This is a genomic window from Streptomyces sp. NPDC053474, assembly GCF_044544845.1.
Classification (GTDB): domain Bacteria; phylum Actinomycetota; class Actinomycetes; order Streptomycetales; family Streptomycetaceae; genus Streptomyces.
In genome coordinates, this window is record NZ_JBITXV010000002.1 from 523,339 (window position 1) to 548,593 (window position 25,255).

The 25,255-nt window shown below is 69.7% G+C and carries 27 protein-coding genes; 14 read left to right on the forward strand and 13 right to left on the reverse strand.

Annotated features, from left to right (window positions below; all coding sequences use genetic code 11):
• Nucleotides 1-52 precede the first annotated feature (52 nt).
• Nucleotides 53-1,174, reverse strand: coding sequence for a peptidoglycan bridge formation glycyltransferase FemA/FemB family protein (locus ACIG3E_RS05975; protein WP_030676906.1), 1,122 nt, complete (start codon nucleotides 1,172-1,174; stop codon nucleotides 53-55).
• 208 nt (nucleotides 1,175-1,382) lie between these two features.
• A complete protein-coding gene (locus ACIG3E_RS05980) occupies nucleotides 1,383-1,694 on the reverse strand; it encodes a hypothetical protein (RefSeq protein ID WP_030676909.1) in 312 nt (103 codons plus the stop codon).
• 309 nt (nucleotides 1,695-2,003) lie between these two features.
• Here ACIG3E_RS05980 and rpsF point away from each other — a divergent pair, with 309 nt between their 5' ends.
• The 4 genes from rpsF (at nucleotide 2,004) to rplI (ending at nucleotide 3,766) form a co-directional block, all read left to right on the forward strand.
• Nucleotides 2,004-2,294 carry a 30S ribosomal protein S6 gene (gene rpsF / locus ACIG3E_RS05985; protein ID WP_006604399.1) on the forward strand — a complete coding sequence of 97 codons (291 nt, stop codon included), beginning with the start codon at nucleotides 2,004-2,006 and terminating at the stop codon, nucleotides 2,292-2,294.
• Nucleotides 2,295-2,395: 101 nt separating this feature from the next.
• A complete protein-coding gene (locus tag ACIG3E_RS05990; protein ID WP_399611776.1) occupies nucleotides 2,396-2,992 on the forward strand; it encodes a single-stranded DNA-binding protein in 597 nt (198 codons plus the stop codon).
• 72 nt (nucleotides 2,993-3,064) lie between these two features.
• Nucleotides 3,065-3,301, forward strand: coding sequence for a 30S ribosomal protein S18 (rpsR, locus tag ACIG3E_RS05995; protein WP_003949403.1), 237 nt, complete (start codon nucleotides 3,065-3,067; stop codon nucleotides 3,299-3,301).
• An 18-nt stretch (nucleotides 3,302-3,319) separates the two neighbouring features.
• A complete protein-coding gene (rplI, locus tag ACIG3E_RS06000) occupies nucleotides 3,320-3,766 on the forward strand; it encodes a 50S ribosomal protein L9 (protein WP_399611780.1) in 447 nt (148 codons plus the stop codon).
• A gap of 207 nt (nucleotides 3,767-3,973) precedes the next feature.
• Here rplI and ACIG3E_RS06005 read toward each other — a convergent pair whose 3' ends face one another.
• On the reverse strand, nucleotides 3,974-5,311 hold the full coding sequence (locus tag ACIG3E_RS06005; protein ID WP_399611782.1) for an MATE family efflux transporter: 1,338 nt from the start codon (nucleotides 5,309-5,311) through the stop codon (nucleotides 3,974-3,976).
• A 460-nt stretch (nucleotides 5,312-5,771) separates the two neighbouring features.
• Here ACIG3E_RS06005 and dnaB point away from each other — a divergent pair, with 460 nt between their 5' ends.
• A complete protein-coding gene (gene dnaB / locus ACIG3E_RS06010) occupies nucleotides 5,772-7,235 on the forward strand; it encodes a replicative DNA helicase (protein WP_399611785.1) in 1,464 nt (487 codons plus the stop codon).
• A 32-nt stretch (nucleotides 7,236-7,267) separates the two neighbouring features.
• Here dnaB and ACIG3E_RS06015 read toward each other — a convergent pair whose 3' ends face one another.
• Nucleotides 7,268-8,398 (reverse strand): NAD(P)/FAD-dependent oxidoreductase, encoded by a 1,131-nt coding sequence (locus ACIG3E_RS06015; protein WP_399611788.1) that lies wholly within the window; start codon nucleotides 8,396-8,398, stop codon nucleotides 7,268-7,270.
• A gap of 365 nt (nucleotides 8,399-8,763) precedes the next feature.
• On the opposite strand from ACIG3E_RS06015, the gene ACIG3E_RS06020 reads away from it, so the two are divergent.
• Nucleotides 8,764-10,137 carry a serine hydrolase domain-containing protein gene (locus ACIG3E_RS06020; RefSeq protein WP_399611791.1) on the forward strand — a complete coding sequence of 458 codons (1,374 nt, stop codon included), beginning with the start codon at nucleotides 8,764-8,766 and terminating at the stop codon, nucleotides 10,135-10,137.
• 225 nt (nucleotides 10,138-10,362) lie between these two features.
• Here ACIG3E_RS06020 and ACIG3E_RS06025 read toward each other — a convergent pair whose 3' ends face one another.
• Nucleotides 10,363-10,815 (reverse strand): GNAT family N-acetyltransferase, encoded by a 453-nt coding sequence (locus ACIG3E_RS06025; RefSeq protein ID WP_399611794.1) that lies wholly within the window; start codon nucleotides 10,813-10,815, stop codon nucleotides 10,363-10,365.
• 328 nt (nucleotides 10,816-11,143) lie between these two features.
• Nucleotides 11,144-11,602 carry a MarR family winged helix-turn-helix transcriptional regulator gene (locus tag ACIG3E_RS06030; RefSeq protein ID WP_399611796.1) on the reverse strand — a complete coding sequence of 153 codons (459 nt, stop codon included), beginning with the start codon at nucleotides 11,600-11,602 and terminating at the stop codon, nucleotides 11,144-11,146.
• 146 nt (nucleotides 11,603-11,748) lie between these two features.
• On the opposite strand from ACIG3E_RS06030, the gene ACIG3E_RS06035 reads away from it, so the two are divergent.
• Both ACIG3E_RS06035 and ACIG3E_RS06040 read left to right on the forward strand, forming a co-directional pair.
• On the forward strand, nucleotides 11,749-12,960 hold the full coding sequence (locus ACIG3E_RS06035; RefSeq protein WP_242719886.1) for an MFS transporter: 1,212 nt from the start codon (nucleotides 11,749-11,751) through the stop codon (nucleotides 12,958-12,960).
• Nucleotides 12,961-13,044: 84 nt separating this feature from the next.
• The gene (locus tag ACIG3E_RS06040; RefSeq protein WP_399611800.1) at nucleotides 13,045-13,476 is read left to right on the forward strand and encodes a heme-binding protein; all 432 of its coding nucleotides are present in this window, start codon (nucleotides 13,045-13,047) and stop codon (nucleotides 13,474-13,476) included.
• A 111-nt stretch (nucleotides 13,477-13,587) separates the two neighbouring features.
• On the opposite strand, the gene ACIG3E_RS06045 is transcribed toward ACIG3E_RS06040, so the two are convergent.
• Nucleotides 13,588-14,466, reverse strand: coding sequence for a GNAT family N-acetyltransferase (locus ACIG3E_RS06045; RefSeq protein ID WP_399611803.1), 879 nt, complete (start codon nucleotides 14,464-14,466; stop codon nucleotides 13,588-13,590).
• Between the two features lie 5 nt (nucleotides 14,467-14,471).
• A complete protein-coding gene (locus tag ACIG3E_RS06050) occupies nucleotides 14,472-15,053 on the reverse strand; it encodes a DUF2269 domain-containing protein (RefSeq protein WP_399611806.1) in 582 nt (193 codons plus the stop codon).
• A 76-nt stretch (nucleotides 15,054-15,129) separates the two neighbouring features.
• Between ACIG3E_RS06050 and ACIG3E_RS06055 the strand changes: the two genes are divergently transcribed.
• Nucleotides 15,130-15,801, forward strand: a complete 672-nt coding sequence (locus ACIG3E_RS06055; RefSeq protein ID WP_399611809.1) for an HAD family hydrolase — start codon at nucleotides 15,130-15,132, stop codon at nucleotides 15,799-15,801.
• 885 nt (nucleotides 15,802-16,686) lie between these two features.
• Nucleotides 16,687-18,276 carry a globin domain-containing protein gene (locus ACIG3E_RS06060; protein ID WP_399611812.1) on the forward strand — a complete coding sequence of 530 codons (1,590 nt, stop codon included), beginning with the start codon at nucleotides 16,687-16,689 and terminating at the stop codon, nucleotides 18,274-18,276.
• Nucleotides 18,277-18,401: 125 nt separating this feature from the next.
• Here the strand turns inward: ACIG3E_RS06060 and ACIG3E_RS06065 are convergent, their stop codons facing one another.
• From ACIG3E_RS06065 to ACIG3E_RS06085, 5 genes are all read right to left on the reverse strand, one after another.
• Nucleotides 18,402-18,884: an NUDIX domain-containing protein gene (locus ACIG3E_RS06065; RefSeq protein WP_138960666.1), complete on the reverse strand. Its 483-nt coding sequence runs from the start codon at nucleotides 18,882-18,884 to the stop codon at nucleotides 18,402-18,404.
• Between the two features lie 59 nt (nucleotides 18,885-18,943).
• Nucleotides 18,944-19,849 carry a LysR family transcriptional regulator gene (locus ACIG3E_RS06070; protein ID WP_399611815.1) on the reverse strand — a complete coding sequence of 302 codons (906 nt, stop codon included), beginning with the start codon at nucleotides 19,847-19,849 and terminating at the stop codon, nucleotides 18,944-18,946.
• A gap of 249 nt (nucleotides 19,850-20,098) precedes the next feature.
• Complete coding sequence (locus tag ACIG3E_RS06075; protein ID WP_399611818.1) at nucleotides 20,099-21,385, reverse strand: cystathionine gamma-lyase; 1,287 nt, start codon at nucleotides 21,383-21,385, stop codon at nucleotides 20,099-20,101.
• A complete protein-coding gene (locus ACIG3E_RS06080) occupies nucleotides 21,382-21,915 on the reverse strand; it encodes a low molecular weight protein-tyrosine-phosphatase (protein WP_399611821.1) in 534 nt (177 codons plus the stop codon). The genes ACIG3E_RS06075 and ACIG3E_RS06080 overlap by 4 nt, the downstream gene beginning before the upstream one ends.
• Before the next feature lie 8 nt (nucleotides 21,916-21,923).
• A complete protein-coding gene (locus ACIG3E_RS06085) occupies nucleotides 21,924-22,304 on the reverse strand; it encodes a phage holin family protein (protein WP_138960663.1) in 381 nt (126 codons plus the stop codon).
• Nucleotides 22,305-22,375: 71 nt separating this feature from the next.
• On the opposite strand from ACIG3E_RS06085, the gene ACIG3E_RS06090 reads away from it, so the two are divergent.
• The 4 genes from ACIG3E_RS06090 (at nucleotide 22,376) to ACIG3E_RS06105 (ending at nucleotide 25,205) form a co-directional block, all read left to right on the forward strand.
• The gene (locus ACIG3E_RS06090) at nucleotides 22,376-22,693 is read left to right on the forward strand and encodes a cupin domain-containing protein (RefSeq protein ID WP_144319868.1); all 318 of its coding nucleotides are present in this window, start codon (nucleotides 22,376-22,378) and stop codon (nucleotides 22,691-22,693) included.
• A gap of 352 nt (nucleotides 22,694-23,045) precedes the next feature.
• The gene (locus ACIG3E_RS06095) at nucleotides 23,046-23,273 is read left to right on the forward strand and encodes a DUF5326 family protein (RefSeq protein ID WP_138960661.1); all 228 of its coding nucleotides are present in this window, start codon (nucleotides 23,046-23,048) and stop codon (nucleotides 23,271-23,273) included.
• 679 nt (nucleotides 23,274-23,952) lie between these two features.
• On the forward strand, nucleotides 23,953-24,666 hold the full coding sequence (locus tag ACIG3E_RS06100; RefSeq protein ID WP_399611826.1) for an IclR family transcriptional regulator: 714 nt from the start codon (nucleotides 23,953-23,955) through the stop codon (nucleotides 24,664-24,666).
• A 101-nt stretch (nucleotides 24,667-24,767) separates the two neighbouring features.
• Nucleotides 24,768-25,205 carry an SsgA family sporulation/cell division regulator gene (locus tag ACIG3E_RS06105; protein ID WP_399611828.1) on the forward strand — a complete coding sequence of 146 codons (438 nt, stop codon included), beginning with the start codon at nucleotides 24,768-24,770 and terminating at the stop codon, nucleotides 25,203-25,205.
• Nucleotides 25,206-25,255 lie beyond the last annotated feature (50 nt).

The window sequence follows — 25,255 nt, forward strand, 5'->3', positions numbered from 1 at the left end:
GCTGCGGTGTGACAGAGATGTGGAAGGAATTGCGGAAGGCGACTGTGCCGGATCAGCGACGCGACATGTAGATGTCGAGCGCCTTGTGCAGCAGCTTGTTCAGCGGGAAGTCCCACTCGCCGACGTACTCGACGGCCTCGCCGCCGGTGCCGACCTTGAACTGGATCAGGCCGAAGAGGTGGTCCGTCTCGTCCAGTGAGTCGGAGATGCCGCGCAGGTCGTAGACCGAGGCGCCGAGCGCGTAGGCGTCGCGCAGCATCCGCCACTGCATCGCGTTCGAGGGCCGGACCTCGCGGCCGATGTTGTCGGAGGCGCCGTAGGAGTACCAGACGTGCCCGCCCACGACGAGCATCGTCGCCGCCGAAAGGTTCACGCCGTTGTGCCGCGCGAAGTACAGCCGCATGCGGTTGGGGTCCTCGGAGTTGAGGGCCCGCCACTGCTGCTGGAAGTAGCTCAGCGGCCGCGGCCGGAACTTGTCGCGGATCGCCGTGATCTCGTACAGGCGCTGCCACTCGGGCAGGTCGTTGTAACCGCCCTGGACGACCTCGACACCGGCCTTCTCGGCCTTCTTGATGTTGCGGCGCCACAGCTGGTTGAAGTTCTTGAGGACCTCGTCCAGCGAGCGGTTGGCCAGCGGCACCTGGAAGACATAGCGGGGCTGCACGTCGCCGAAGCCGGCGCCGCCGTCCTCGCCCTGCTGCCAGCCCATGCGCCGCAGCTTGTCGGAGACTTCGAAGGCGCGCGGCTCGATGTGCGTGGCCTCGATGTCGCGCAGGCGCTTCACGTCGGGGTTCTGGATGCCCGCCTTGATCGCGGGGGCGTTCCAGCGGCGGATGACGACCGGCGGGCCCATCTTCACCGAGAAGGCGCCCTGCTTCTTCAGGTGCGCGAGCATCGGCTGGAGCCACTCGTCCAGGTTCGGCGCATACCAGTTGATGACCGGGCCCTCGGGGAGATACGCGAGATAGCGCTTCACCTTGGGCAGCTGGCGGTAGAGCACCAGGCCCGCGCCCACCATGTGGCCGGTCCTGTCGTCGAACCAACCGAGGTTCTCCGAACGCCATTCACTCTTCACGTCTGCCCATGCGGGGACCTGGCAATGGCTCGCCGACGGCAGGCTCTGGATGTACGCCAGATGTTGCTCTCGGCTGATGGTCCTCAGGGTCAGGCTCATTCGCGGCGCTCCTCGGGCTGGTGTGTCCCCATGGGTACAGGGGCTCCGGCTCTAGCGCCGAAGCCTACTGCGCCCTGCGAGCGCCCCGTCTGGGCGTATCGCACCTTCGCCCCTGGCCCGTCTCTGACCAGGGGTGGTGCGGACCGGTCAACAGCCGGTTCGGAGAAGGCGGCGCGGCCGGGGACGGCTCATCCGCGGCCGTCGCGGGTCACCAGAGTCCCCCGAAGAGGCCGCCGTGCGCCATGCCCAGGAAGAAGCCGACCGCACAGGCACCCAGGCCGACGATCAGGAAGAAGCGCTCCCGCGTCGTCACCGAGATGAACTGTCCGTACGCGCCGGTGAAGATGCCCACCAGGCCGGTCCAGGAACTGAGCAGATGGAGGTTGTGGAACATCGCGGACACGAAGGCGATGGCGCCGAGGATCAGCGTCACGCCGAGCAGTGTGTCCTGGAGGGGATGGGGCTTGCCGTCGGTCGCGAAGAGGGAACCGGCGGTGTCACGTCGCAATGTCTGTGCCATGGAGGCACCTCCTGCGGAAGGCAGCGCATCGTAGCGCCATACACACCCGATGTGTACAGATTCTGCCCGCCCGCCGCCGGATTTCAACCGGAAGCCTAGGTGCGGGTACTCTGTACCGTCTGCACCGGTGTCTGCCCAGGCCAGTCACTGATCCGTCACTGACTGGTACAGCCACACGACGCGACTCCCCCTCGGACCTCCACTCGGGGCGGTCGATTGTCAGTGGCGGCCGATACCGTTGCGTACGCATCACGACCCTCCTGCCACGGAACGACCGTGGCCGCTGAGTCCAAAGGAGGTGGGTTCCACATGCGTCACTACGAGGTGATGGTCATCCTCGACCCCGATCTCGAGGAGCGCGCTGTCTCCCCGCTGATCGAGAACTTCCTCTCCGTCGTCCGTGAGGGCAACGGAAAGGTCGAGAAGGTCGACACCTGGGGCCGTCGTCGTCTCTCGTACGAGATCAAGAAGAAGCCCGAGGGCATCTACTCGGTCATCGACCTGCAGGCCGAGCCTGCGGTCGTCAAGGAGCTCGACCGCCAGATGAACCTGAACGAGTCGGTCCTCCGGACCAAGGTCCTCCGCCCCGAGACCCACTGAGCCACCTGGCTCGGACCCGCTGAGCCGCGAGGCCCGGCGGTACTCGGGATTCGAGTAGCAGCACCAGCAGCCAGCAGCAAACCCGCCGAGAGGTTCCCCCAATGGCAGGCGAGACCGTCATCACGGTCGTCGGCAATCTTGTCGACGACCCCGAGCTGCGCTTCACCCCGTCCGGTGCGGCGGTCGCGAAGTTCCGCGTCGCGTCCACTCCCCGCACCTTCGACCGGCAGACCAATGAGTGGAAGGACGGCGAGAGCCTGTTCCTGACCTGCTCGGTCTGGCGTCAGGCGGCGGAGAACGTCGCCGAGTCGCTCCAGCGAGGCATGCGCGTCATCGTGCAGGGCCGCCTGAAGCAGCGGTCCTACGAGGACCGTGAGGGCATCAAGCGCACGGTCTACGAGCTGGACGTCGAGGAAGTCGGCGCCAGCTTGAAGAACGCCACGGCCAAGGTCACCAAGACCACCGGTCGCGGCGGCCAGGGTGGGTACGGCGGCGGCGGCGGTCAGCAGGGCGGCGGCTGGGGCGGTGGCCCCGGTGGCGGTCAGCAGCAGGGTGGCGGCGGTGCTCCCGCCGACGACCCCTGGGCGACCGGTGCGCCGGCCGGTGGCGGCCAGCAGGGCGGCAGCGGCGGCGGTGGCGGCTGGGGCGGAAGCTCCGGCGGCTCCGGCGGCGGCTACTCGGACGAGCCCCCCTTCTAAGACCCAGGACCCCGGTCCCGGGACGAGAAGGCGGGTCGTACCCACACTTCTTGATCACACAGGAGAAACACCATGGCGAAGCCGCCTGTGCGCAAGCCTAAGAAGAAGGTCTGCGCATTCTGCAAGGACAAGGTCACGTACGTGGACTACAAGGACACGAACATGCTGCGGAAGTTCATTTCCGACCGCGGCAAGATCCGTGCCCGTCGCGTGACCGGCAACTGCACGCAGCACCAGCGTGACGTCGCCACGGCCGTGAAGAACAGCCGTGAGATGGCGCTGCTGCCCTACACGTCCACCGCGCGATAAGGGAAGGGTGACCGAAACATGAAGATCATCCTCACCCACGAGGTCTCTGGCCTCGGTGCCGCTGGCGACGTCGTCGACGTCAAGGACGGTTACGCTCGCAACTACCTGATCCCGCGGAACTTCGCGATCCGCTGGACCAAGGGTGGCGAGAAGGACGTCGCGCAGATCCGTCGTGCGCGCAAGATCCACGAGATCGCGACCATCGAGCAGGCCAACGAGATCAAGGCCCAGCTCGAGGGTGTCAAGGTCCGTCTGGCCGTCCGCTCCGGCGACGCCGGTCGTCTCTTCGGTTCCGTCACCCCGGCTGACGTCGCTTCGGCGATCGAGGCTGCCGGTGGCCCGAAGGTCGACAAGCGCCGCATCGAGCTCGGCGCGCCGATCAAGACGCTGGGCGCCCACGCGACGTCCGTGCGTCTGCACCCCGAGGTGGCCGCCAAGGTCAACGTCGAGGTCATCGCTGCCTGAACGCCGCGCTAGCGCTGCGTTTCGCAGGACTGAGCAAGAGGGCCGCACCTACTGGTGCGGCCCTCTTGTCATGCGTGGACAGCGCGGGACGAGTGGAAGGCGTTGAGCGGGAGCGCTTCCCTCGGCTGCGGCTGGAGTGCCTTGGCGTGGGCTGTGGATCAGGAAACGGTGCCCAAACAAAGGGCACGTTTCACGTGAAACATCGCCTCAGCGCGTGGCCCCCGTGACGATCCAGCGGCCCGAGCGGGAGCGTAGCCACAGGGTGAGCATGCGCACGGTCATCATGAGCGTCATCGCGACCCACAGGGAGGTCAGTGCGCCGCCGAGGGTGGGGACGAGCAGGGCCGCGGGTGCGAACACCGCGAGGGTGATCAGCATGGCCCAGGCCAGATACGGCCCGTCTCCCGCGCCCATGAGGACACCGTCGAGTACGTAGACGATGCCGCAGATCGGCTGCGCGAGGGCTATCACGATCAGCGCGGGCAGAGCGGCGTCCTGGACGGCGGCGTCGCCGGAGAAGAGCGGGACGAAGACAGGCCGGGCCAGGACGACCAGCAGGCCGAGGACGACGCCCGAGGCGAAGCCCCACTGCACCATGCGGCGGCAGGCGTCGCGGGCGCCCTGGGCGTCGCCCGCTCCCAGATAGCGGCCGATGATGGCCTGCCCGGCGATCGCGATGGCGTCGAGGGCGAAGGACAGCAGGCTCCACAGGGACAACACGATCTGGTGCGCGGCGATGTCGGCGTCGCCGAGCCGGGCGGCCACGGCGGTGGCGATGATGACGATCGCCTTGAGGGAGAGCGTGCGGGCCAGAAGAGGGACGCCCGCCTGGGCGCAGGCCCTTATGCCCGCGGCGTCCGGGCGCAGCGAGGCGCCGTGGCGCCGGGCGCCACGGACGACGACGGTCAGATAGACGGCGGCCATCGCGCACTGGGCGAGGACGGTGCCCCAGGCGGACCCGGCGATGCCGAGGCCCGCTCCGTAGACGAGGAGTACGTTGAGCACGCCGTTGGCGACGAAGCCGCCGATGGCGACGTACAGAGGCGTCTTGGTGTCCTGGAGGCCGCGCAGGACGCCGGTGGCGGCGAGGACGGCCAGCATCGCGGGTATGCCGAGGGCCGAGATCCTCAGATAGGTGACCGCGTGGGGCGTGGCGGCGTCCGAGGCTCCGAAGAGGCCCACGAGCGCGGGTGCCGTGGGCAGGGCGACGGCGATCACGGCCACGCCGAGGAGGAGGGCGAGCCAGATGCCGTCCATGCCCTGTCGGATGGCGGCCGGGAGGTCACCGGCGCCGACGCGGCGGGCGACTGCGGCGGTGGTGGCGTACGCGAGGAAGACGAAGACGCTGACGGCGGTTGTCAGAAGGGCCGAGGCGATGCCGAGGCCGGCGAGCTGAGCGGTGCCGAGGTGGCCGACGATGGCGCTGTCGGCCATGACGAAGAGGGGCTCGGCCACGAGCGCGCCGAAGGCGGGAACGGCGAGTGCGACGATCTCTCGGTCGTGTCGTCGCCGGGCGGCCTTGGGCGCCGCGGGAGCCTGTGTCATGAGCACCAATCTAATCTTCCACAGGTAAGAGATGCAATTGACTTAGGACCCTTACCTGAGTCGAGAGCGGGTGCGGGGACGGGTGCTGTTCGACGAGATCTTGGGCCGACTGGGGAAGTTTTTCTTCTGCACAGCCGGTGGATGGGAAAGATGCAGGTCAGGGCGGCTGTGGAAAGTTGTCTGAGGGCTTGTTCACAGGGCTGTCCACCGAGCCGTGCACAGGTTTCCCGGGGTTCTCCACAGCATCGGGGCAGTCATCCACAGCGCCTGTGGATAACCAGATTGGCTGACGGTGCCGACGGGCCTACGGTTGTGCGGCGCCCGCCTCGTCCTGTCATCGGGGAAACCACGCAAATCCGACGCGTCAGAACCGGAGTTGGGCCCCCTTATTTGTCAGTGTCGTGCCGTAGGAAAGAGGGGCACGGCGAGGTCCGCGCGGCGGACGGGAGGAGGTGGCCCGGTGAGTATTTCCGAGCCCTTGGACGACCCGTGGGCCGACAGCGGACCGGGGGACCGGCTGCCCGTGTCCCGCCCGCGCCGTGACGGCGGCCAGGGCCGTGACGAGCAGCACGAGCGGGGCTGGGACGGAGGGAGCCCCTCCTTCGAGCGCGTACCGCCCCAGGACCTGGACGCGGAACAGTCCGTGCTTGGTGGCATGCTCCTGTCAAAGGACGCCATCGCCGATGTCGTCGAGGTGCTCAAGGGCCACGACTTCTACCGCCCGGCCCATGAGACGGTCTTCACCGCGATCCTCGATCTGTACGCCAAGGGCGAGCCCGCCGACCCCATCACGGTCGCCGCCGAGCTCACCAAGCGCGGTGAGATCACCAAGGTCGGCGGCCCCTCGTATCTGCACTCCCTGGTCCAGACGGTCCCGACCGCGGCGAACGCCGAGTACTACGCGGAGATCGTGCACGAGCGCGCGGTCCTGCGCCGCCTGGTCGAGGCGGGCACCCGCATCACGCAGATGGGGTACGCGGCGGACGGCGACGTCGACGAGATCGTCAACAGCGCCCAGGCCGAGATCTACGCCGTCACCGAGCAGCGCACCAGCGAGGACTACCTGCCGCTCGGCGACATCATGGAGGGTGCCCTCGACGAGATCGAGGCGATCGGTTCCCGCAGCGGCGAGATGACGGGTGTGCCGACGGGCTTCACCGACTTCGACTCGCTCACCAACGGTCTGCACCCGGGCCAGATGATCGTCATCGCGGCCCGCCCCGCCATGGGTAAGTCCACGCTGGCCCTCGACTTCGCACGTGCCGCGTCCATCAAGCACAACTTGCCCAGCGTCATCTTCTCCCTGGAAATGGGGCGCAACGAGATCGCGATGCGTCTGCTGTCCGCGGAGGCACGCGTGGCGCTGCACCACATGCGCTCCGGCACGATGACGGACGAGGACTGGACCCGGCTCGCCCGCCGGATGCCCGAGGTCTCGGCGGCGCCGCTCTACATCGACGACTCCCCGAACCTGTCGATGATGGAGATCCGCGCGAAGTGCCGCCGCCTCAAGCAGCGCAGCGACATCAAGCTCGTGATCATCGACTATCTGCAGCTGATGCAGTCCGGTGGCTCGAAGCGCGCCGAGAGCCGCCAGCAGGAAGTCTCGGACATGTCGCGAAACCTGAAGCTGCTGGCCAAGGAGCTCGAGGTGCCGGTCATCGCGCTCTCGCAGCTGAACCGTGGTCCCGAACAGCGCACGGACAAGAAGCCCCAGGTCTCCGACCTGCGTGAGTCCGGCTCCATCGAGCAGGACGCCGACATGGTCATCCTGCTCCACCGCGAGGACGCGTACGAGAAGGAGTCACCGCGCGCGGGCGAGGCGGACATCATCGTGGGCAAGCACCGTAACGGCCCCACGGCGACGATCACCGTCGCCTTCCAGGGCCACTACTCGCGCTTCGTGGACATGGCCCAGACCTAGCGCGCGAGGCAGGGTGGTGCGCGCGTGTCCGCCTACGCCGCCTTGCTCCCCCGCGGGGTCAGCTTCACGAGGCCCGGGTGGCGCTGCGCCGACAGAGCGCCCCGGACGATGAACTCCTTGTACCAGGCGGCGACGCGGCCCGTGAGCACGCGTTCGACCGCGCTGTCGTCGTCCCGGACGAACTGGATGAGGCCGTCGCGGCGGCCCAGGCTGACGCACTGGTTGAGGTACCGGAAGCGCAGCGGGCTCGGGGTGCGGCCCGCCAGGCGGTCGCTGATCGACCGCGCCACATGCGCCGCCGACGGCAGCCCGGTGGCGCAGGCCATGCGCAGCTCCTGCCCGTCCTGCCGCCGAGCGGCGGCCGCGTCGCCGATGGCGTAGACGTCCGGGTGGGACACCGAGCGCAGCGTCGGATCGACGAGCACGCGCCCGTGGTCGTCGACGGCCAGACCGGCCTCGCGTGCGATCCCCGGTACTCGGAAGCCTGTCGTCCACACCACCGTGTCCGAGGGCAGCAGCGCGCCGTCGGCGAGAAGTACGCCGTCCGCGCGGACCTCGGTGACCTTGGCGTGGTCCCGTACCTCGATACCGAGGCGGGCGAAGACGCGCCGCAGGTGCTGTCGTCCCCGCTCGGAGAGCGCCGCGCCGAGCGCACCACCGGTGACCAGGCGTACCTTCAACTCCGGTCGTGTCTCGGCCAGTTCGGCCGCGGCTTCGATGCCGGTCAGACCGCCGCCGACGACCGTGACGGTGCCGCCCGCGGCAAGCCGTGCCCGCAGGCGGGCGGCGTCCTCGGCGACGGCCAGCGGATACGCGTGCTCGGCGGCACCCGGCACGGCGTCGTGGGCGGCGAGGCTGCCGAGCGCGTAGACCAGCGTGTCGTAGCCGAGGGGTGCGGCCTCGGCCAGGACGACCTCGCGACGCTCGGCGTCGATGGCGACGACTCGGTCGACGACGAACTCCACGGGTGCGCCCGTAAGCAGTTCGGCGATCGGCCGCTGGCGCACCCGCTGGCCCACCGCGACTTGGTGCATTCGCACCCGCTCGACGAACCGGTCGCTCGCGTTCACCAAGGTCACCCGGGTGCCGGTCTGCTTGGCGATCGACTTGGCCGCGACCACGCCCGCGTAACCCGCTCCCAGAACCACGATGTGCGCTGCCATCACGCTCTCCCTCCGATGCCCACCGCCGGTGCGGCGTCGAAAGGTAGACAGAGCAGGGCCGCCGATTCGTGACATGCGCTGACGAGACGTGGGTCACAGGTGCGATCGTGTGGGGTGCGCGGCGATTTCGATCAACAGGTGGGCGGCCTTGTCCGCCCGAGCTTCCTGAGTACGTCCTCGGTCTTGGCGTCCTCGCTAGGCAGGCCGCGACCGGGTCGAACAAGGGCAACCCGTACGCAAGCGCGGACGTTTCACGTGAAACATGGTGTGGCCAGAGCAGGACGTGGACCGGCGGCGTCTCCGTGGGCACGGACGCGTTCGTTATGGGCTCGACGTCCAGGCTCACACCCGTATGAACTGACCCCATGACAAACGAAGAACTGCTTCCCTCTACGCGCCGCGCCTTGACCCATCGGATTGCCACTGCTCAGGCGGAGGGGCGAGCGCCTTCCCTGGTCGCCGCCGTCGTGCGGGGAGGCAAGCTGGTGTGGACGGGGAGCCGGACCTCGGTCGACGGCCATGGGCCGGACGAGAATGTGCAGTACCGCATCGGATCGATCACCAAGACGTTCACCGCTGTTCTGGTGATGCGGTTGCGCGACGAGGGCGTGCTCGATCTCTCCGATCCGCTGGAGAAGCATCTGCCGGGCACCGGCGTCGGCGAGGTCACGATCGCTGAACTCCTGTCGCACCGAGGCGGACTCGCGGCCGAGACGCCGGGGCAGTGGTGGGAGCGCAGCTCCGCTTCGCTGCGGCCCGAGCTGAGTGACGTCCTGGGGGAGCAGCCCTTCAAGCACCCGGTGGGACGCCGCTTCCACTACTCCAACCCTGGCTACACGCTGCTGGGTTCGCTGATCGAGGCGTTGCGTGGTGCGCCGTGGGAGGAGGTACTGCGCGGGGAGGTCCTGGAACCGCTCGGCCTGGACCGTACGAGCGGGCAGCCGATGGCTCCGCACGCGGGTGGCTGGGCGGTGCATCCGTGGGCCGACGTGTTGCTGCCGGAGCCCGTGGAGGACCTGGGGCTCATGGCTCCGGCCGGGCAGCTGTGGTCGACGACGGCTGACCTGGCGCGGTTCGCCGTGTTCCTGATGCGGGGCGACGACCGTGTGCTCTGTCTCGACACGGTCCGGGAGATGAAGGCGCCGACGGCGGTCGCGGAGTTCGGTGACGCGGAGCAGACGTACGGGCTCGGTGTCGGCATCGTCCGGTTCAGCGGCGGCGCGCTCATTGGGCACACGGGCTCGCTGCCGGGCTTCGTCGCCAGCCTGTGGACCTGTGAGGAGGCCGATGTCGCGGCCGTGGTCCTCGCCAATTGCACCTCAGGCCTCCCGGTGGCCACGGTGGCGGCCGAGCTCGTAAGGATCGTGGCGGAGGCGGAGCCGCGCATCCCCGAGCCCTGGCGGCCGCTGCGCGAGGTCGACCCGGCCGTGCTGGAGCTGACCGGGCCCTGGTACTGGGGGACGAGTGCCCAGGTGCTGCGTCTCGCGGCTGATGGCGAGGTCCAGCTGGGCCCGCTCGCGGGCGGCGGCCGTGGCTCGCACTTCCGGCCAAACGGTGACGGGACGTGGACCGGGCTCGACGGGTACTACGCGGGCGAGCTCCTGAGGGCGGTCCGGCGACCGGACGGTTCGGTGAGCCATCTCGATCTGGGGTCGTTCGTCTTCACACGGGAGCCGTACGACGCGAAGGCTCCGGTGCCCGGCGGGGTGGACCCGGAGGGGTGGCGGGGCCTCGCGTAGACCGCGAACGTCAACTGGCTGTGGTGAAGGGCCGATTGCGGTCGAGCGCCGACTGCGGACAAGGGCCCGCCGCAGACCAGGACGCGGCGCGGAGACGAGGTCCAGGTTGTCCTGTTTCACGTGAAACAGCGAAGCAGGACAACCTGGGTCTTGCGCTTCGTATGGCCGCGGCCGTTCAGCGGCGTCACCGCCCGCCGTCAGAGCTGGAGCTTGAAGCGCCCGCTGTCAGAGCTGGAGCTTGAAGCCCACGTGTGAGGCGGTGAAGCCCAGGCGCTCGTAGAAGCGATGGGCGTCGGTGCGGGTGGCGTCCGAGGTCAGCTGCACCAACTGGCAGCCCTGGCGCCGGGATTCATCGACGGCCCACTCGATGAACCGGGTGCCGAGGCCGCTGCCCCGCTCCTCGGCGTGTACTCGTACCGCTTCGATGATCGACCGCGTGGCGCCCTTCCGGGAAAGGCCCGGAATGATCGTGAGCTGGAGCGTGCCGACGACACGGTCTTCGCGGACGGCGACGACCAGGTGCTGGTTCGGGTCCTCGGCGAGGCGCTGGAAGGCGGGGTAGTACGGGGTGAGGTCTTCCAGCGACTCGCGCTGGGCGCCGAGGGGGTCGTCGGCCAGCATGGCCACGATCGCGGGGATGTCATCGGCGACGGCAGGTCGTATCTCAAGATCTCCCATGGCCGCAGCCTATGCGCAGCCCGCAGCCCGCAGCCCGCAGGGCCGCAGGCCGCTGGGCGAGGGCGTGGGGTCGGCGGCGACCTGCGGGTGCGGCCTCGGAGGTGATGATCTGGGCCCTGTAGGGCCTACAGGGCCTGTACGGCTTGTGGGCCTCTCGGGCTGAGGCGACGACCGCCGGTTCATGCGCTCGCCGCGCCCACGATGCTCGCCGCGCCCACGATGCTCGCCGCCCGCCCCCGACGCTCGCCGCCTGCCTACGGCACCCGCCTCCCGCCGCTCGGCCCCCGCCCCCTGCCTCGCGGCACCCGCCGCTCCGGCAGGCCCTGCCTCACACAGGCGCGCGCACCGTTTCGACAACCCGGACCAGCGGGGCGAGCTCAGGGTTCTGCGCGGCCTCGTCCAGGGCCTCGCGCAGGGCTGCGTCGTTGGTGGGCCGGGCCTCGGCGAGGAGCTGGTTGCCGCTCTCGCTGACGTTCGTGTAGATGCCGCGCCGGTCGGTGGGACACAGGTAGCGCAGGAGGAGACCGCGCTCCTCGAGCCGGGTGACCAGGCGGGTGGTGGCGCTCTGGCTGAGGACCACGGCATCGGCGACCTGCTTCATCTGCAGATGGCCGCCCTCGCCGTCGTGCTGGCGGCTGAGCACGTCGAGCAGGCTGTACTCCCGCACGCTCAGGCCGTGCTTGGCCTGGAGCGCCCGCTCCACATGGGACTCGATCTTCCCGTGGAGCAGGGAGAGCGCGCACCAGCCCTGGGCCAGCGCGGTGAGTGCGGGGTCGGTCGCTGTCATGGCGTTTCCTCCGTCTTCCTGCGTCCCAGAGCGGCTGCGTCCAGGATAGTCCACTGCTGCAATATCCAGCGCTTGCAATTAGCCAGCGTCTGCAACTATTGTGGACGCACGTTAAGCGCTCCCGCAATCGTTTGGAAGGTAGCTCCATGCCTCTCGCGCTTCTGGCCCTAGCGATCGGGGCCTTCGGAATCGGGACCACCGAGTTCGTGATCATGGGACTCCTTCCCGAGGTCGCGGGTGACTTCGACGTCTCCATCCCCACGGCAGGGTTCCTCGTGACCGGCTACGCCCTGGGCGTCGTGCTCGGTGCCCCGCTGATGACCGCCCTGGGCACCCGGATCTCGCGCAAGCGGATGCTCATGCTGCTGATGGGCCTGTTCATCGCGGGCAATCTGCTTTCGGCCGTCGCACCGGCCTTCGGCGTGATGCTCGCCGGACGCGTCGTCGCCTCCCTCGCCCACGGTGCCTTCTTCGGCATCGGCTCGGTCGTCGCGGCCGAGCTGGTCGCCCCCGAGAAGAAGGCCGGGGCCATCGCCACCATGTTCTCGGGCCTGACCGTGGCCAATGTGGTCGGCGTCCCGCTGGGTACGTTCGTCGGCCAGGCCATCGGCTGGCGGATCACCTTCGTCATCGTCGCCGCCCTGGGCGTGGTCGGCCTCGCCGGTGTCGCCAAGCTCGTACCGGACCTGCCCAAGCCCGCGGGCGTGAGCCTGCGCCACGAGATCGGCGCGTTCCGCAACGTGCAGGTGCTGCTCGCCATGGCGATGACCGTGCTCGGCTTCGGTGGCGTGTTCGCGGCCATCACCTACATCACGCCGATGATGACGGAGGTCGCCGGCTACTCGGAGTCCTCCGTGACCTGGCTGCTCGTCCTGTTCGGCCTCGGCATGGTCGGTGGCAACCTGATCGGCGGCCGGTTCGCGGACCGCGCGCTGATGCCCATGCTGTACGTCTCGCTCGGCGCGCTGGCCCTGGTCCTCGGTGTCTTCACGCTCACCGCGCACAACAAGATCGCCTCGGCCGTGACCATCATGCTGATCGGCGCCCTGGGCTTCGCCACCGTGCCGCCGCTGCAGAAGCGGGTCCTCGACCAGGCCTCCGGAGCGCCCACGCTCGCCTCCGCCGTCAACATCGGCGCCTTCAACCTGGGCAACGCCCTCTCGGCCTGGCTCGGCGGCATCGTGATCTCCGCGGGCTTCGGCTACACCGCCCCGAACTGGGTCGGTGCCGTGCTCGCCGCGTCCGCCCTCGTCCTCGCCTTCCTCTCGGCGGCACTGGAGCGCCGGTCCCCCGCGCCCACCAAGGTCGTCACCGGCGCCACCCCCGTGCCCGAGCACGCGGCGGCCGCCCACCACTGACCCCAAGCCTCCCTCGCCCCGGCTTCCACTGGCCCGGGGCGAGGGGCCTCACCGAAACACCGTTCCATCAAGGAGAGACTCCTCGTGAGCACCACCCCCGCCCCCACCGCCGTCGCCCCGCTGACCATCTCCGACGCAGAGGCCCTCGTGAGCGCCGCACACCGCGCCGCCGACGCCGCCGGAGTCCACGTCAGCGTCACCGTCCTTGACGCCGGTGGCCACCTCCTCGCCTTCCGGCGTGATGACCGGGCGGTGCTGATCGCCGGCGAGACCAGCACGCGCAAGGCGTACACCGCGCTCCAGCTGAACACCCCGACCGCCGACCTCGTGGACGCGGTCCAGCCCGGCGGCCTCTTCCACACACTGCCGACGGCCCTCGACCGGCCGCTGCTGTTCATCGCGGGCGGCGTGCCCGTCCACCGTGACGGCCGCCTCATCGGTGCCATCGGTGTCGGCGGTGGCGCCCCGGAGCAGGACCACGGATTCGCGACGGCGGCTGTGGAGGCCCTCGTCTAGCCCGCCCACCTCCTGAGGCCTGACCGGGGCCCAAGGGAAAGCCCGCCCTTACCTGCCGGAAGAGTCACGGCAGGTGAGGGCGGGCTTCGGCGTGGAAGCAGTCCTGCGCGCTCAGCCCGCCGCCACCGTCAGCGGGGCGAACCGGCGCGTCCAGTCACCGGGCAGCTCCGGGATGCCGTACGTCATCACGGAGTTGAAGGCGATGGACTCCAGGCCGTGTGCCTTCACCCACGCGAGCAGTTCCTCGTGGCGGATGTCGATGTCCGTGCGCAGCGGGCGGTCGGTGCGGGCGCCGAGCGAGGCGATGAGCGCCTTGGCCGTGTCCGTGTCCCGGGCGACCAGCGGGCCGACGACGTGGGTCTCCATGTTCGGCCAGGCCCCCGCATAGCCGATGATCTCCCCGTCCGCCTCCGCGACCCGAAGCTGATCGGTGAAGGCGGGGAGGCGGGTGATGATGTGGGTGCGGTCGAGGCCGAAGACCGCTGTGTCGAGCCGGACCAGGGTGGGCAGGTCCTCCGCGGTCGCCGCCCGGGTGGAGATGCCCGGCACCTGTGCGTCCGGGCCGTCGACGGCGAAGCGGCCGCGGACCATCTCGGCGCGGCCGGTCGTCTTGAAGCCGAGCTCCTCGTAGAGGGGGCGGCCGCTGGGCGTCGCGTGCAGGGTCAGCGGGGTGGTGCCCGCGCCTTCGACGACGGTGCGCATCAGATGGCGGCCGATGCCCTTGCGGGCGTGCCGTTCGGCGACCAGCACCATGCCGATCGCCGACAGTCCTGGGTTCTCGTACGGCCCGTACTGCGTCACGACGCACGCGGCGATGAGGCCGGGGCCGTCGGGGTCGTCGATGCCGTAGCCCGTCCCGGCCGAGAGCAGCAGCCCCCATTTGTGTTCCTCGCGGGGCCAGCCGCGGTCCTCGGACAGATCGGCACAGGCGGTGAGGTCGCGAGGCGTGAGCCTACGGATGGGCAGTGCGGAGAGGGTAGGTGTCGACACGCGGGTCAGGCTGTCTGACGCATGACCTCGGCGTCCACCTCTTTGTGGGGAGAAGCACGCTGCTTTTCGCCAAGTTTCCTCTGACCACGCTGGTGAGCGGCGCGTAGGCGGCGGCCCCGCCGGGTCAGCCCCCAGGGCTTGAGTACGGAGATGACTGTCATGAAGAGGTAAGCACTGAGGGAGACGATCGGTCCCATGATGAGGTCGGTCGAACTGGCCAGGGCGTCCCCCGCGGACACGGTCGCGACCGCTTCGTTGACCCCTGGCCGTAGCGCGAAGGTCGACGCGGCCGTCGTCGCCAGCGTCAGCCAGAACTTCGTGTACACCCAGCGATGGCGGGCGAGTCCCCAGGACGTACCGAGCGAGAGCAGCAGGCCGCTCAGCAGGGTGAGGAGTGCCAGGGGGAGGACGAGCCAGTCGGTGAAGACCTTCATCGCGCGGACGGAGGCCTCAATGGTCGGGTGGGACTCGGTGGTGATCGCGGCCGTGGCGAGCGCGAGCAGCCCGAGGGTGAGCCCGAGCCAGCCCGCCGAGGCGGCGACATGGACAACGAGGGTGGCCCGGCGTGCGGGGCGACGTAGTTTCACGTGAAACACCGTGCCGGGAGCAGCGGACCACGGCGTCTGACAGCGGGAGTAACCGCGGGTACTAGCCTCGGCGTACATGGCGCGCCTACACCTCTTCGACCTGGACGGAACGCTGCTGTACGGCACGGCGGCACCCGTGGAGATTTCCCGGCAACTGGGGCTGGAACAAGAAATAGCCGCACTTGAACGGGATTTCGTCTCGGGTCGTATCGATTCGGCTCAGTACGGGGTACGAGTCCACGGGCTGTGGGCGGATCTCACGGACGCCCATGTGGGAACGGCCTTCGACGGCGCGCCCTGGCTGTCCGGCATCCAGGACACCTGGGCCGAGATCCGGGCGAACGGCGACTACTGCGCCGTGGTCTCGCTCTCGCCCTCGTTCTTCGTCGAACGACTGCTCGGCTGGGGCGCCCATGCCGCGCACGGCTCCCGCTTCCCCTCGGTGCCGTTCCGTGAGCCTGTGGACCCCACGGGCATCCTCAACGCGGCGGCCAAGGTGAAGGTCGCGAACCGGCTCTGTGAAGAGTTCGGCGTGGACCTGGCCGATTGCGTTGCCTATGGCGACTCGCTCTCCGACCTGGATCTGTTCGCCGCGGTGCCGGTTTCGGTCGCGGTCAACGCGGATGCGCGGCTGGTCGACCTGGCCACTCACTCCTACGTCGGGCGGGATCTGCGGCAGGCGTACGCATTGGTGCGCGCGTCGGTGAGGGAAGCGGTCGGAGAGGGTGGATCCCAGAATTCCGAATGAAAGAAGGGCACTTGTGTGTTCGACGGGTGCCGGTATGGTCGAGTCCGGTTCAAGCCGGGTGGGATTCGGTGCGCGCGCCGGGTGCGTGGGAGACGCACCCCTGGAGGCGCGCACGGATCAGCAAAGTTTAACGGGGTAAAGAGATCGAGGACCCGTTCTTCCGGCTAAGGGCCCCGCACGACGGGCGTGGATGCGATGCTGCGGGAGAGGTGACTGCGGCCAATGTCACATCTTTCCCTACTTGTCCGTAAAGCGTGGGGCGTCAGGGTTCAATGTGATCAACATGGGTTGCCGAGGCAAGGCGGGAAAGCAAGCACCTTCCGGTGAGGAAGTGCGCGGACCGACTGAGAGATGTTCGAGGCGAGGCACAGCATGGACGCTCCGACCACCACGTCGGCGGGCAACGGCACTTCCGGGCACGGCAGCAACTGGTTCACGCCACGGAGGCCGCCGGAGCGGCCGGAGGAGGCGGCTGCCTCCGATGAGGGCGCGGGCGGCGCGGAGCGTGCCGAGCCGGGCCAGGAGGGGCCGGAGGGCGCTGAGCGCACGCGCCGCCAGGTGCCCGAGGTTCGGCGCGTAGCGACCATACGGCCCCTCGGCAGACCGGCCGCCGGGCCTGCCGAAGCCGAGGCGGGGCGAATACCGCCTGCCCGGTCCGCCGCGCCGGAGCCGACTCCTGATCCGGTCCCGGAAGGCGCGGAAGCCGTCCGGGAGCCCATGCCCGACGCGTCCCTCCGTACGGCTACGGAGACTTCATGGTGGACGGTGGCAGGGCGCACGCCAACCAGCTCCAGGAGCACCGGGGTTGACGGGACGGGCAGCGGCACGGCGACGCTTCCGGCTCCCGAGACGCTTCCGGCTCCCGAAGGCGGAGCCAGGCCTCCGATGCCCGAGGCCGTGGCCACGGCTCCGGCTGCCGAGGACGCGGAGGCTACGGAGGGCGCGGGTCCGGCTGCCAGCGCTTCGGCCGCGGGGAGCGTGGCTCCGGGAGCCGGAGTTCATGCCGCGGAGGGTGCGGGCGCGGAACCTGGCGTTCCGACCGCAGGGGACGCGGGTCCGGTTGCCAGCGCTTCGGCCACAGCGAGTGTGACTCCGGGAGTCAGCGTTCCGGCCGCGGAGGGCGCGGCCCCGGAATTCGGGGCTCCGATCGCAGGGGACGCGGGCCCGGGAACCAGCGCTTCGGCCGCAGGGGGCATGGCTCCGGGAGTCAGCGTTCCGGCCGCGGAGGGTGCGGGCACGGAACTCGGCGCTCCGAGCACAGGGGACACTAGCCCGGAAAGCAACACTCCTGCCGCAAGAAGCGCGGCCCCGGAACCCGCCGCTCAAGCCCTCCTCGACCTCCCCAAGGCCTCCCCCGAGCCCGCCCCGTCCCCCGACGCCGTTCTCGTCCGGCGCACCATGGCCGAAATCGCCCCCATCGCCGACAAGGTCACCTCGTACTTCTACGCGCTGCTCTTCACCCGCCACCCCGACCTGCGCGCGCTGTTCCCCGCGGCGATGGACACCCAGCGCGACCGGCTGCTGACGGCCCTGCTGACCGCCGCGGAGCACATCGACCAGGCCGACGTCCTCGTTGACTACCTGCGCAACCTCGGTCGCGGGCACCGCAAGTACGGCACGCAGTCCGAGCACTACCCGGCCGTCGGGGAGTGTCTGATCGGGGCGCTGAGCCGGTACGCGAGCGCGGTCTGGGACGACGACACCGAGGCCGCGTGGGTTCGTACGTACACGACGATCTCCCAGGTGATGATCGACGCGGCGGCCGAGGACGAGCTGCGCGCGCCAGCCTGGTGGTACGCCGAGGTGGTCGCGCACGACCTGCGGACGTCCGACATCGCCGTCATCACCGTCCGCCCGGACCAGCCCTACCCCTTCCTCGCCGGGCAGTACACGAGCCTGGAGACGCCGTGGTGGCCGCGCATCTGGCGGCACTACTCCTTCGCTTCGGCGCCGCGCTCCGACGGGCTGCTCTCCTTCCACGTCAAGGCGGTCCCGGCGGGCTGGGTCTCGAACGCGCTGGTGCACCACGCGCGCCCCGGAGACGTGCTCCGGCTCGGACCGCCGTCCGGCTCCATGACCGTCGACCACAGCACGGACAGCGGGCTGCTCTGTCTCGGCGGCGGAACCGGCATCGCCCCCATCAAGGCCCTCGTGGAGGACGTCGCCGAGCATGGCCGACGGCGCCCCGTCGAGGTGTTCTACGGCGCCCGCACCAACCACGACCTGTACGACATCGACACCATGCTGCGGCTCCAGCAGACACACCCCTGGCTGGCCGTCCGCCCTGTCGTCGACACCCGCGCGCAGCTGCCGGACGCGGTGCGCGAGTACGGCCCCTGGAACGAGTACGACGCGTATCTGTCAGGCCCACCCGGAATGATCCGCAGCGGTGTCGACGCGCTGCGGAAGGTGGGCATACCGGCGGGACGGATCAGGCACGACTCGGTGGAGGAACTGGTCGCCGCGGGAGGCTGACCGTCGTGGGCCGCTGATGAGCACAGGCGACTGACGCGCACAGGCGACTGACCACCGCGGCACCAGCAGCAGCGCACCAAGAGCGGCGCACCAAACGCGGCGCCAAAGCCCCTTCGCCAGGAGCTTCAGCCCAGGTCAGGCGCGTGCATCGCGCGTACGCCCTCGATATTGCCGTCCAAGTAGTGCCGTAGCGACAGCGGCACGAGGTGGACCGAGGCGATGCCGACACGGGTGAACGGCACCCGGACGATCTCGTACTCGCCGCTCGGCTCCTCGACTTCGGGGCCGTGCCGCTGCCCCGGGTCCATGGATTCCAGGCGGCAGACGAAGAAGTGCTGCACCTTCACGCCGGTGGCACCACCGTCCTCGCCGATGTGCTCGACCGTGTCCACGAAGCACGGCACCACATCAGTGATCTTGGCGCCGAGTTCCTCGTGCACCTCGCGGTGGAGCGCGTCGACCACCGTCGCGTCCTCGGCCTCCACCCCACCACCGGGGGTGACCCAGTACGGATCCACGCCGGGCTTGGTCCGCTTGATGAGGATCAGATGGTTCCCGTCCAGAAGGACGGCACGTGCGGTGCGCTTGACCACTGGTCGGACGGTCATGGGAGAAATGTGGCCCGGACTGTTCCACGTGAAACATCGCGAACCAGTCGGAGCTCGCCCTACGTCCAGTCGACCGCAGCACGCAGCAGCCACTCGTGCGCCCGCGCGATGTGCGGCATGGCGAGTGTGCCGGTGCGTACGACGAGGAAGTACGTCCGCAGCGGGGGCACCGCGGGGTCGAGCAGCGCCACGACCTCGCACCGCTCCAGGGCGGGTGTGCACAGATAGCGGGGCAGGACGGCGAGCCCGGCGCCCTGGATCACACAGGCCAGAACGGCCCGCAGATCCGGCACGATGACGGCGCCCGACGCGGCCGGGCGGGAGTCGAAGACGGCGGCCCAGTAGCGGGAGACGAGCGGCAGCGACTCGTGGACCTCCACGACCGGCAGGTGCTCGACGGTCAGGGCGCCCTTGCGGCGCAGTTTGCCGGGGCCGATCAGGGCGGCCCAGCGCGGTGCCGCGACCAGGACGTGCTCCTCGTCGCAGAGCGGTGTCGCGGTGAGCAGAGCGCCGCGGGGACGGGCGGTGGTGATGGCCAGGTCGTGGTGCCCGGCGGCGAGCCCCTCCAGGACCTCCTCGGCGTTGCCGAACGACGCGCGCAAGGCGAAACCCTGCCCGTCGGCCCCGGTCAGCGAGGTGAGGGTCGGAAGAGCCCGCTCCGCCGTGAACTCGGGTGGTCCCGCAAGGTGCAGGGTGCGAATCGACGAGTCCTCGTCGAGCCCGGCCTCGGCGATCTCCACCAGCGCGTCGAGGTGCGGGGCGGCCTTGTGGGCGAGCTCGTCGCCGATGGTCGTCGGGGTGACGCCACGGGCCTGACGCAGGAAGAGCGGACGTCCCAGCTGGCGCTCCAGCGTGCGGATCTGCGAGGTCACCGCGGGCTGGGACAGACCGAGGAGGGCGGCGGCACGGGTGAACGAGCCGGCCCGGTGCACCGTGACGAATGTGCGCAACAGGGCCAGATCCATGGTGCCACCTCTCCTCCCCGTCGGCCCCCGGCGCAGCACAACTATAAATTTGTCGATAGGTTGCTGTCGCTACTGTGATTGGACACTGACACAGAGTCAACTAGCCTTGTTCGCGCGGTTCTTCGCGCGCAGAACCGAGGGCGGTCCGAGCCACGAGGGGGGAGGTTCGGACCGTCCGATGTACGTAGCCCGTACGTCCGCCCCGGAGGCCGGGTACGGGGACACGCCCTGGCCGGGCGGCGGCGGAGCTCAGTCCGCGGTCTCGTCCAGCGCACGCAGCACATCGGCCACCAGGTCCTCGGCGTCCTCAGCTCCGGCCGAGAAGCGGATGAACCCTTCCGGAACGGCGTCCCCGCCCCAGCGGCCGCGCCGCTCAGCGGTGGAACGCACGCCTCCGAAGCTCGTCGCGTCGTCCACGAGCCGCAGCGCGTCGAGGAATCGGTCCGCACGCGCGCGTGAGGGCAGCACGAACGAGACCACACACCCGAAGCGCCGCATCTGCCGGGCCGCGATCTTGTGCGAGGGGTCGTCGGGCAGGCCCGGGTAGCGCAGGCCGGTCACGTCGGCGTGGCCGCGCAGCGCCTCGGCGACAGCCAGGGCGTTCGCGTTCTGCCGGTCGACGCGCAGCTGGAGCGTGGCGAGCGAGCGGTGCGCCAGCCAGGCCTCCATGGGCCCCGGGATGGCACCGACGATCTTGCGCCAGCGCCGCACGGCGGCCGCGTGCTCGGCATTCCTGCAGGTCACGTAGCCGAGCAGCAGGTCGCCGTGGCCGGTGAGCTGCTTGGTGCCGCTGGCCACGGAGAAGTCGGCGCCGAGGTCGAGCGGGCGCTGGCCGAGTGGGGTGGCGAGGGTGTTGTCGACGGCGACCTGGGCGCCACGCGCGTGTGCCGCGTCGACGAGCCGACGGACGTCGCAGACGTCGAGGCCGGGGTTCGAAGGGGTCTCCAGCCACAGCAGCCGGGCGCCGTCGAGCACGTCGAGCTGTGCGTCGTCGGCCGTGGGCGCGGTGCGGACCTCGATGCCGTACGCGGTGAGCTGCTCACGGACCAGCGGCAGCGCCTGGTAGCCGTCGCTCGGCAGCACCACGGCGTCGCCGGTGCGCAGCTGGGAGAAGAGCACTGCGGAGATCGCGGCCATGCCGGAGGCGAAGGCCAGCGTCTCCACGTCGCCGTTCGCGTCGTCCGGGGCTTCGAGCTGCCCGATGGCTCGCTCCAGGAGCGTCCAGGTCGGGTTCTCGTCGCGGCCGTAGGTGTACGGACCCGTGGGGTCGCCGGGCAGATGGAAGTGCGCGGCGAAGACGGGGCCCGGCAGCGTCGGCTCGTGCTTCACGGGCTCGGGGAGCCCGGCGCGCACGGCGCGCGTGCCGTCGCCCGTACCCAGCGGTCGCGCGCCGCCGGGCTCGGCGGTGGGGCTCGTCGTCGGAGAGGGGTCCGTGTCGCCGGAGTTCGCCGTCGGCTCAGGGGCCGTGTCGTCGCTGGAGCCCGTGGCCGCCGCGGGGCCCGCGCCCGCCGCGCGTATCCGCTCCGCTTCCGTCATGCCGACCGTCCTTCCACCGCTTCCCGTACGACGTCGAGCAAGCCCTCGCACGCCGCTTCGACCATCTTCAGGCACTCCTCGAAGCCCACGAAGTCCCCGTAGTACGGATCCGGGACGTCGAGGTCGCCGACGGCTTCGGCCGAGGGGTCGAACGAGCGCAGCAGCCGTACCTTGTCCGCGTCCTGCGGAGTCCGCGCCAGGCGGCGCAGGGCGCGCTCGTGGCCGCGGTCGAGCGCGATCACGAGGTCGAGTCGCGCGAACCAGTCCGCCTGGAACTGCCGGGCCACGTGCGTGGTGTCGAAGCCCGCCGACGCCAGGACGGCGACGGTGCGCGGATCGGCTGCGTCCCCTTCGTGCCAGCCGTCGGTGCCCGCGCTGTCCACCAGGACGAGGCCTTCGAGACCGGCGTCGCGCACCAGGGCGCGGAAGACCGACTCGGCCATGGGGGAGCGGCAGATGTTGCCGGTGCACACGAAGCAGACGCTGAACGGCGTTGCAGCGGGGCGGGACGACGGGGCGGCGGAGGGCATCGGTCGGGTCAGTCCTTGTGGTCGGGCAGGGCGACGTTCAGCGCCCAGGAGACGATCGAAATGATCAGGCCACCGAACACCGCGGTCCAGAAGCCCTCGACGTGGAAACTGACATCCAGTTTGTCGGAGAGCCACGACGTCAGCAGCAGCATCAAGGCGTTGACCACCAGGGTGATCAGGCCGAGCGTCAGCACGAACAGCGGGAAGGTGAGCACCTGTACGACGGGCTTGACCAGGAAGTTCACCAGACCGAAGAGCAGTGCGACGACAAGCAGCGTGAGCGCCTTCCCGCCCGTGCTGTCGCCGGTGAGCGTGATCTTGTCGAGCAGCCAGACCGCGACGGCCAGAGCCACCGCGTTGGCGATCGTCTTGACTACGAAATTCTTCATGTGTCTGATCGTGGCAGACGTACGGAGACAGCGGTCGGTCCACGACCTGGGGCAAGGGGCGCACAAGAGCGATGAAGGCATTCCGACTGGACGAGCTGGAAGCGGAGCGAGCCGCGAACGACGGCGCGTATCTGCAGTTTCTGCGGGAGCGGAACATGTCGGTCGGGCTCTACGCGCTGGACGCCGGGGAGACCGATCCGCAGCAGCCCCACCGCCAGGACGAGGTGTACATGATCGTCAGCGGCCGTGCGTCGATCACCGTGGGCATGGAGACGACGGCGGTCGCGCGCGGCAGCGTGGTGTACGTCCCGGCCGGGGTGCCGCACAAGTTCCACCACATCACCGAGGACCTGCGGGTTCTCGTCGTGTTCTCGCCGCCGGAGCGGTGATGCGCGTGTTCTCGCCGCCTGGGAGGTGAGCTACGTCTCTCCGGGCTCGGCCTACGGCGTGGGATCTGCCCGGTCGCCGGGCTGTCCGTCTCAAGGCGTCGGGCCGCCCGGCCTCCGGTCCTCGGGCCGTCCGGCCGTGTGGCGTGGGGAGGCTTGGGTACGTCGGCCGGGGGCAGGTGCTGGATCAGGGTCCGAACCCCGGGGTTCCCTAGGGGAAGAGTCAGGGGCGGACAAGGGATCTCGCGGCCCCGAACGGGCTCTTTCCGTCCTAGCATCGAATGCGAGACACAAGGAATCCGCGCAGTGGCGGAGAACTGAACGCAGTGATGGGGAATCGGGAAAGGGCGAGGCAATGCGAGAGATCTTCGCGGGTATGCCGTGGTGGGTGAAGTGGGTCGCGGTGCCGATCGTCGCCCTGGTCGTGTTCGGCGGACTGATAGCGAGCGTCATCGGCTTCGTGTTCGCCCTGCTCTTCAAGGTGCTGCTCTTCGTGGCCCTGGTCGGCGGACTGATCTATCTGGTGCGGAAGTTCATATCCCGCTCGCCTTCGTCCCGGGGCTCGTCGCACGCCGACTGGTGAGCCCGTCCCGCGTGGACGGGGTCCCGCAGCGGGCCGACGGGGGAACTCGCGGGGAGACCGGCGAGGCATCTCAGGGCAGGTCGGTTGGAGGTCTCGCGGCAGGCCGCCCGGGGGACGCGCCGTGCTCGCCACCGACTTTGCCGTACCGACCAGCGAAGCCAAGCACTCCGACTGGTGGGGTCAAGCCCACCGATCAGTGACGCCGTCGCACGCCGATCAGCAAATCCTCGCGCAGTGACCATCGAAGTCAGCGGGCGCCGATTGGCGAAGGTCATCGCACACCGACGGGTGAAGCAGTACGCGATTCCCTCCCGAGGGGGAAGTTTCTCCGCGCGGGACCCCGGAGCGGTGGCCAAGGGTTAGAGTCCGAAAACCGACGCGGGCCGTTCCCGCAGGCGGGACCACTGCCCCCTCCCGTGTATCCCCGGCACGGGTGGACCCCCATGTGCACCGGGAGTGACCCATGGCCACGGTTGACGCCTCATCCCCACACGCCTCCCCTCATGCCAACACCCCTGCACGCGAAGCCACCTCGTGCGGGAACGCCTCGACTCCCGCTGCGGCACCTGACGCTTCCGCACCCGCCGCTTCGGCAACCAGGACGTCGACGGAGTCTGCTTCGCCCGACACCGGCCCAACCGGCGTCGGCCCGACACTGATCGGCTCCGTGCAGCGGGCGATGCGTCTGCTGGAGGCCGCCGCGTCCCACCAGGACGGGGCGCCCGCGAAGCAGTTGGCCCGTGAGTCGGGGCTCGCGCTCCCGACGGCGTACCACTTGCTCAGAACGCTGACGCACGAAGGCTATCTGCGCCGGGAGCACGGGGTGTTCGTGCTCGGTGAGGCAGCGGAGCGGCTGGGGGCCAGGGCGGCGCAGCAGAACCGGCGCTCCATGCTCGGCGACGTCCTGGCGCACTGGTGTGACGCCATCGGCGCGCCGGTCTACTTCGCCATTTATCGCGACGGCGAGATCGAGGTCGTCTCGATCGCCGACACCTCGGGCAATCCGGCCGTCGAGGAGTGGGCGGACTTCCGGGAGACCGGTCACGCCCACGCGATCGGGCAGTGCCTGCTGGCGCAGCTCGACGACGAGGCGCGGCGCGATCATCTCGACCGCTACCCGGTACGGTCGCTCACGCCGAACACGGTGCGTGACGAACGGACGTTGCTGCGCAGGCTGGACGCGCTGGGGCGGATGGCACCGGTGGTGGAGCACCAGGAGTACGCGCTGGGGACGGTCTGCGCCGCGATCCCGATCACGGTGGGGACCACGGCGGCCACGATGGCCATCTCCGTGCCGTCGGGTCAGGTGGACCGGCTCATGTCTGCGGCGCACACCCTGCAGGACGAGCTCGGAAAGCTACTAAGGACACTCGCCTTCTCTATCAGCATCTGAAAACTCACTCCTTGTGATCTGGTGTGCACGTTGAGCAAGATGACACGAGTGTCAGGGAGTTGGTTCCTGGCCACGGAAGGCTACTGACGGGGTAGGCGGCGATGCGAGAGTCGGTCCAGGCAGAGGTCATGATGAGCTTCCTTGTGTCGGAGGATCTCTCGTTCCGGATCCCGGTGGAGCTGCGGTACGAGACGTGTGATCCCTACGCGGTGCGGCTGACCTTCCACCTGCCCGGTGACGCCCCGGTGACCTGGGTCTTCGGGCGGGAGCTGCTGGTGGACGGCGTGGGCCGGGCCTGCGGCGACGGGGATGTGCACATCGCGCCCACCGGGCACGACGAGTTCGACGAGGCGGTCATCAGGCTGCAAGTGGGGGGAGACCAGGCGCTGTTCAGGGTGGGGATCGCGCCGCTGCTCGCCTTTCTCGACCGGACGGACAAGCTGGTGCCGCTGGGCCAGGAGCGGTCGCTGGCCGACTTCGACACGCATCTCGACGAGGCGCTGCACCGCATCCTCGCGGAGGAGCAGAGCGCGGGCTGAGTACCGCCCGGCGCGCGGGACGCGAGGCGCGATGGCGGATGGGTGCTTTT

Excerpts from the sequence above, each read along its gene's own strand:
- ACIG3E_RS06005 (WP_399611782.1), bottom strand. The coding sequence starts at position 5,311 with ATGACACAGGCTCCCGCGGCGCCCAAGGCCGCCCGGCGACGACACGAC.
- ACIG3E_RS06030 (WP_399611796.1), bottom strand. The coding sequence starts at position 11,602 with ATGACAGCGACCGACCCCGCACTCACCGCGCTGGCCCAGGGCTGGTGC.
- ACIG3E_RS06105 (WP_399611828.1), top strand. The coding sequence starts at position 24,768 with ATGCGAGAGTCGGTCCAGGCAGAGGTCATGATGAGCTTCCTTGTGTCG.
- ACIG3E_RS06085 (WP_138960663.1), bottom strand. The coding sequence starts at position 22,304 with ATGAAGAATTTCGTAGTCAAGACGATCGCCAACGCGGTGGCTCTGGCC.
- ACIG3E_RS06095 (WP_138960661.1), top strand. The coding sequence starts at position 23,046 with ATGCGAGAGATCTTCGCGGGTATGCCGTGGTGGGTGAAGTGGGTCGCG.
- ACIG3E_RS05975 (WP_030676906.1), bottom strand. The coding sequence starts at position 1,174 with ATGAGCCTGACCCTGAGGACCATCAGCCGAGAGCAACATCTGGCGTAC.
- ACIG3E_RS06100 (WP_399611826.1), top strand. The coding sequence starts at position 23,953 with ATGCGTCTGCTGGAGGCCGCCGCGTCCCACCAGGACGGGGCGCCCGCG.
- ACIG3E_RS06070 (WP_399611815.1), bottom strand. The coding sequence starts at position 19,849 with ATGGATCTGGCCCTGTTGCGCACATTCGTCACGGTGCACCGGGCCGGC.
- ACIG3E_RS05990 (WP_399611776.1), top strand. The coding sequence starts at position 2,396 with ATGGCAGGCGAGACCGTCATCACGGTCGTCGGCAATCTTGTCGACGAC.
- ACIG3E_RS06035 (WP_242719886.1), top strand. The coding sequence starts at position 11,749 with ATGCCTCTCGCGCTTCTGGCCCTAGCGATCGGGGCCTTCGGAATCGGG.
- ACIG3E_RS06020 (WP_399611791.1), top strand. The coding sequence starts at position 8,764 with ATGACAAACGAAGAACTGCTTCCCTCTACGCGCCGCGCCTTGACCCAT.
- ACIG3E_RS06055 (WP_399611809.1), top strand. The coding sequence starts at position 15,130 with ATGGCGCGCCTACACCTCTTCGACCTGGACGGAACGCTGCTGTACGGC.
- ACIG3E_RS06025 (WP_399611794.1), bottom strand. The coding sequence starts at position 10,815 with ATGGGAGATCTTGAGATACGACCTGCCGTCGCCGATGACATCCCCGCG.
- rpsR (WP_003949403.1), top strand. The coding sequence starts at position 3,065 with ATGGCGAAGCCGCCTGTGCGCAAGCCTAAGAAGAAGGTCTGCGCATTC.
- ACIG3E_RS06075 (WP_399611818.1), bottom strand. The coding sequence starts at position 21,385 with ATGACGGAAGCGGAGCGGATACGCGCGGCGGGCGCGGGCCCCGCGGCG.
- rpsF (WP_006604399.1), top strand. The coding sequence starts at position 2,004 with ATGCGTCACTACGAGGTGATGGTCATCCTCGACCCCGATCTCGAGGAG.
- ACIG3E_RS06060 (WP_399611812.1), top strand. The coding sequence starts at position 16,687 with ATGCCCGAGGCCGTGGCCACGGCTCCGGCTGCCGAGGACGCGGAGGCT.
- ACIG3E_RS05980 (WP_030676909.1), bottom strand. The coding sequence starts at position 1,694 with ATGGCACAGACATTGCGACGTGACACCGCCGGTTCCCTCTTCGCGACC.
- rplI (WP_399611780.1), top strand. The coding sequence starts at position 3,320 with ATGAAGATCATCCTCACCCACGAGGTCTCTGGCCTCGGTGCCGCTGGC.
- ACIG3E_RS06080 (WP_399611821.1), bottom strand. The coding sequence starts at position 21,915 with ATGCCCTCCGCCGCCCCGTCGTCCCGCCCCGCTGCAACGCCGTTCAGC.
- ACIG3E_RS06090 (WP_144319868.1), top strand. The coding sequence starts at position 22,376 with ATGAAGGCATTCCGACTGGACGAGCTGGAAGCGGAGCGAGCCGCGAAC.
- ACIG3E_RS06065 (WP_138960666.1), bottom strand. The coding sequence starts at position 18,884 with ATGACCGTCCGACCAGTGGTCAAGCGCACCGCACGTGCCGTCCTTCTG.
- ACIG3E_RS06015 (WP_399611788.1), bottom strand. The coding sequence starts at position 8,398 with ATGGCAGCGCACATCGTGGTTCTGGGAGCGGGTTACGCGGGCGTGGTC.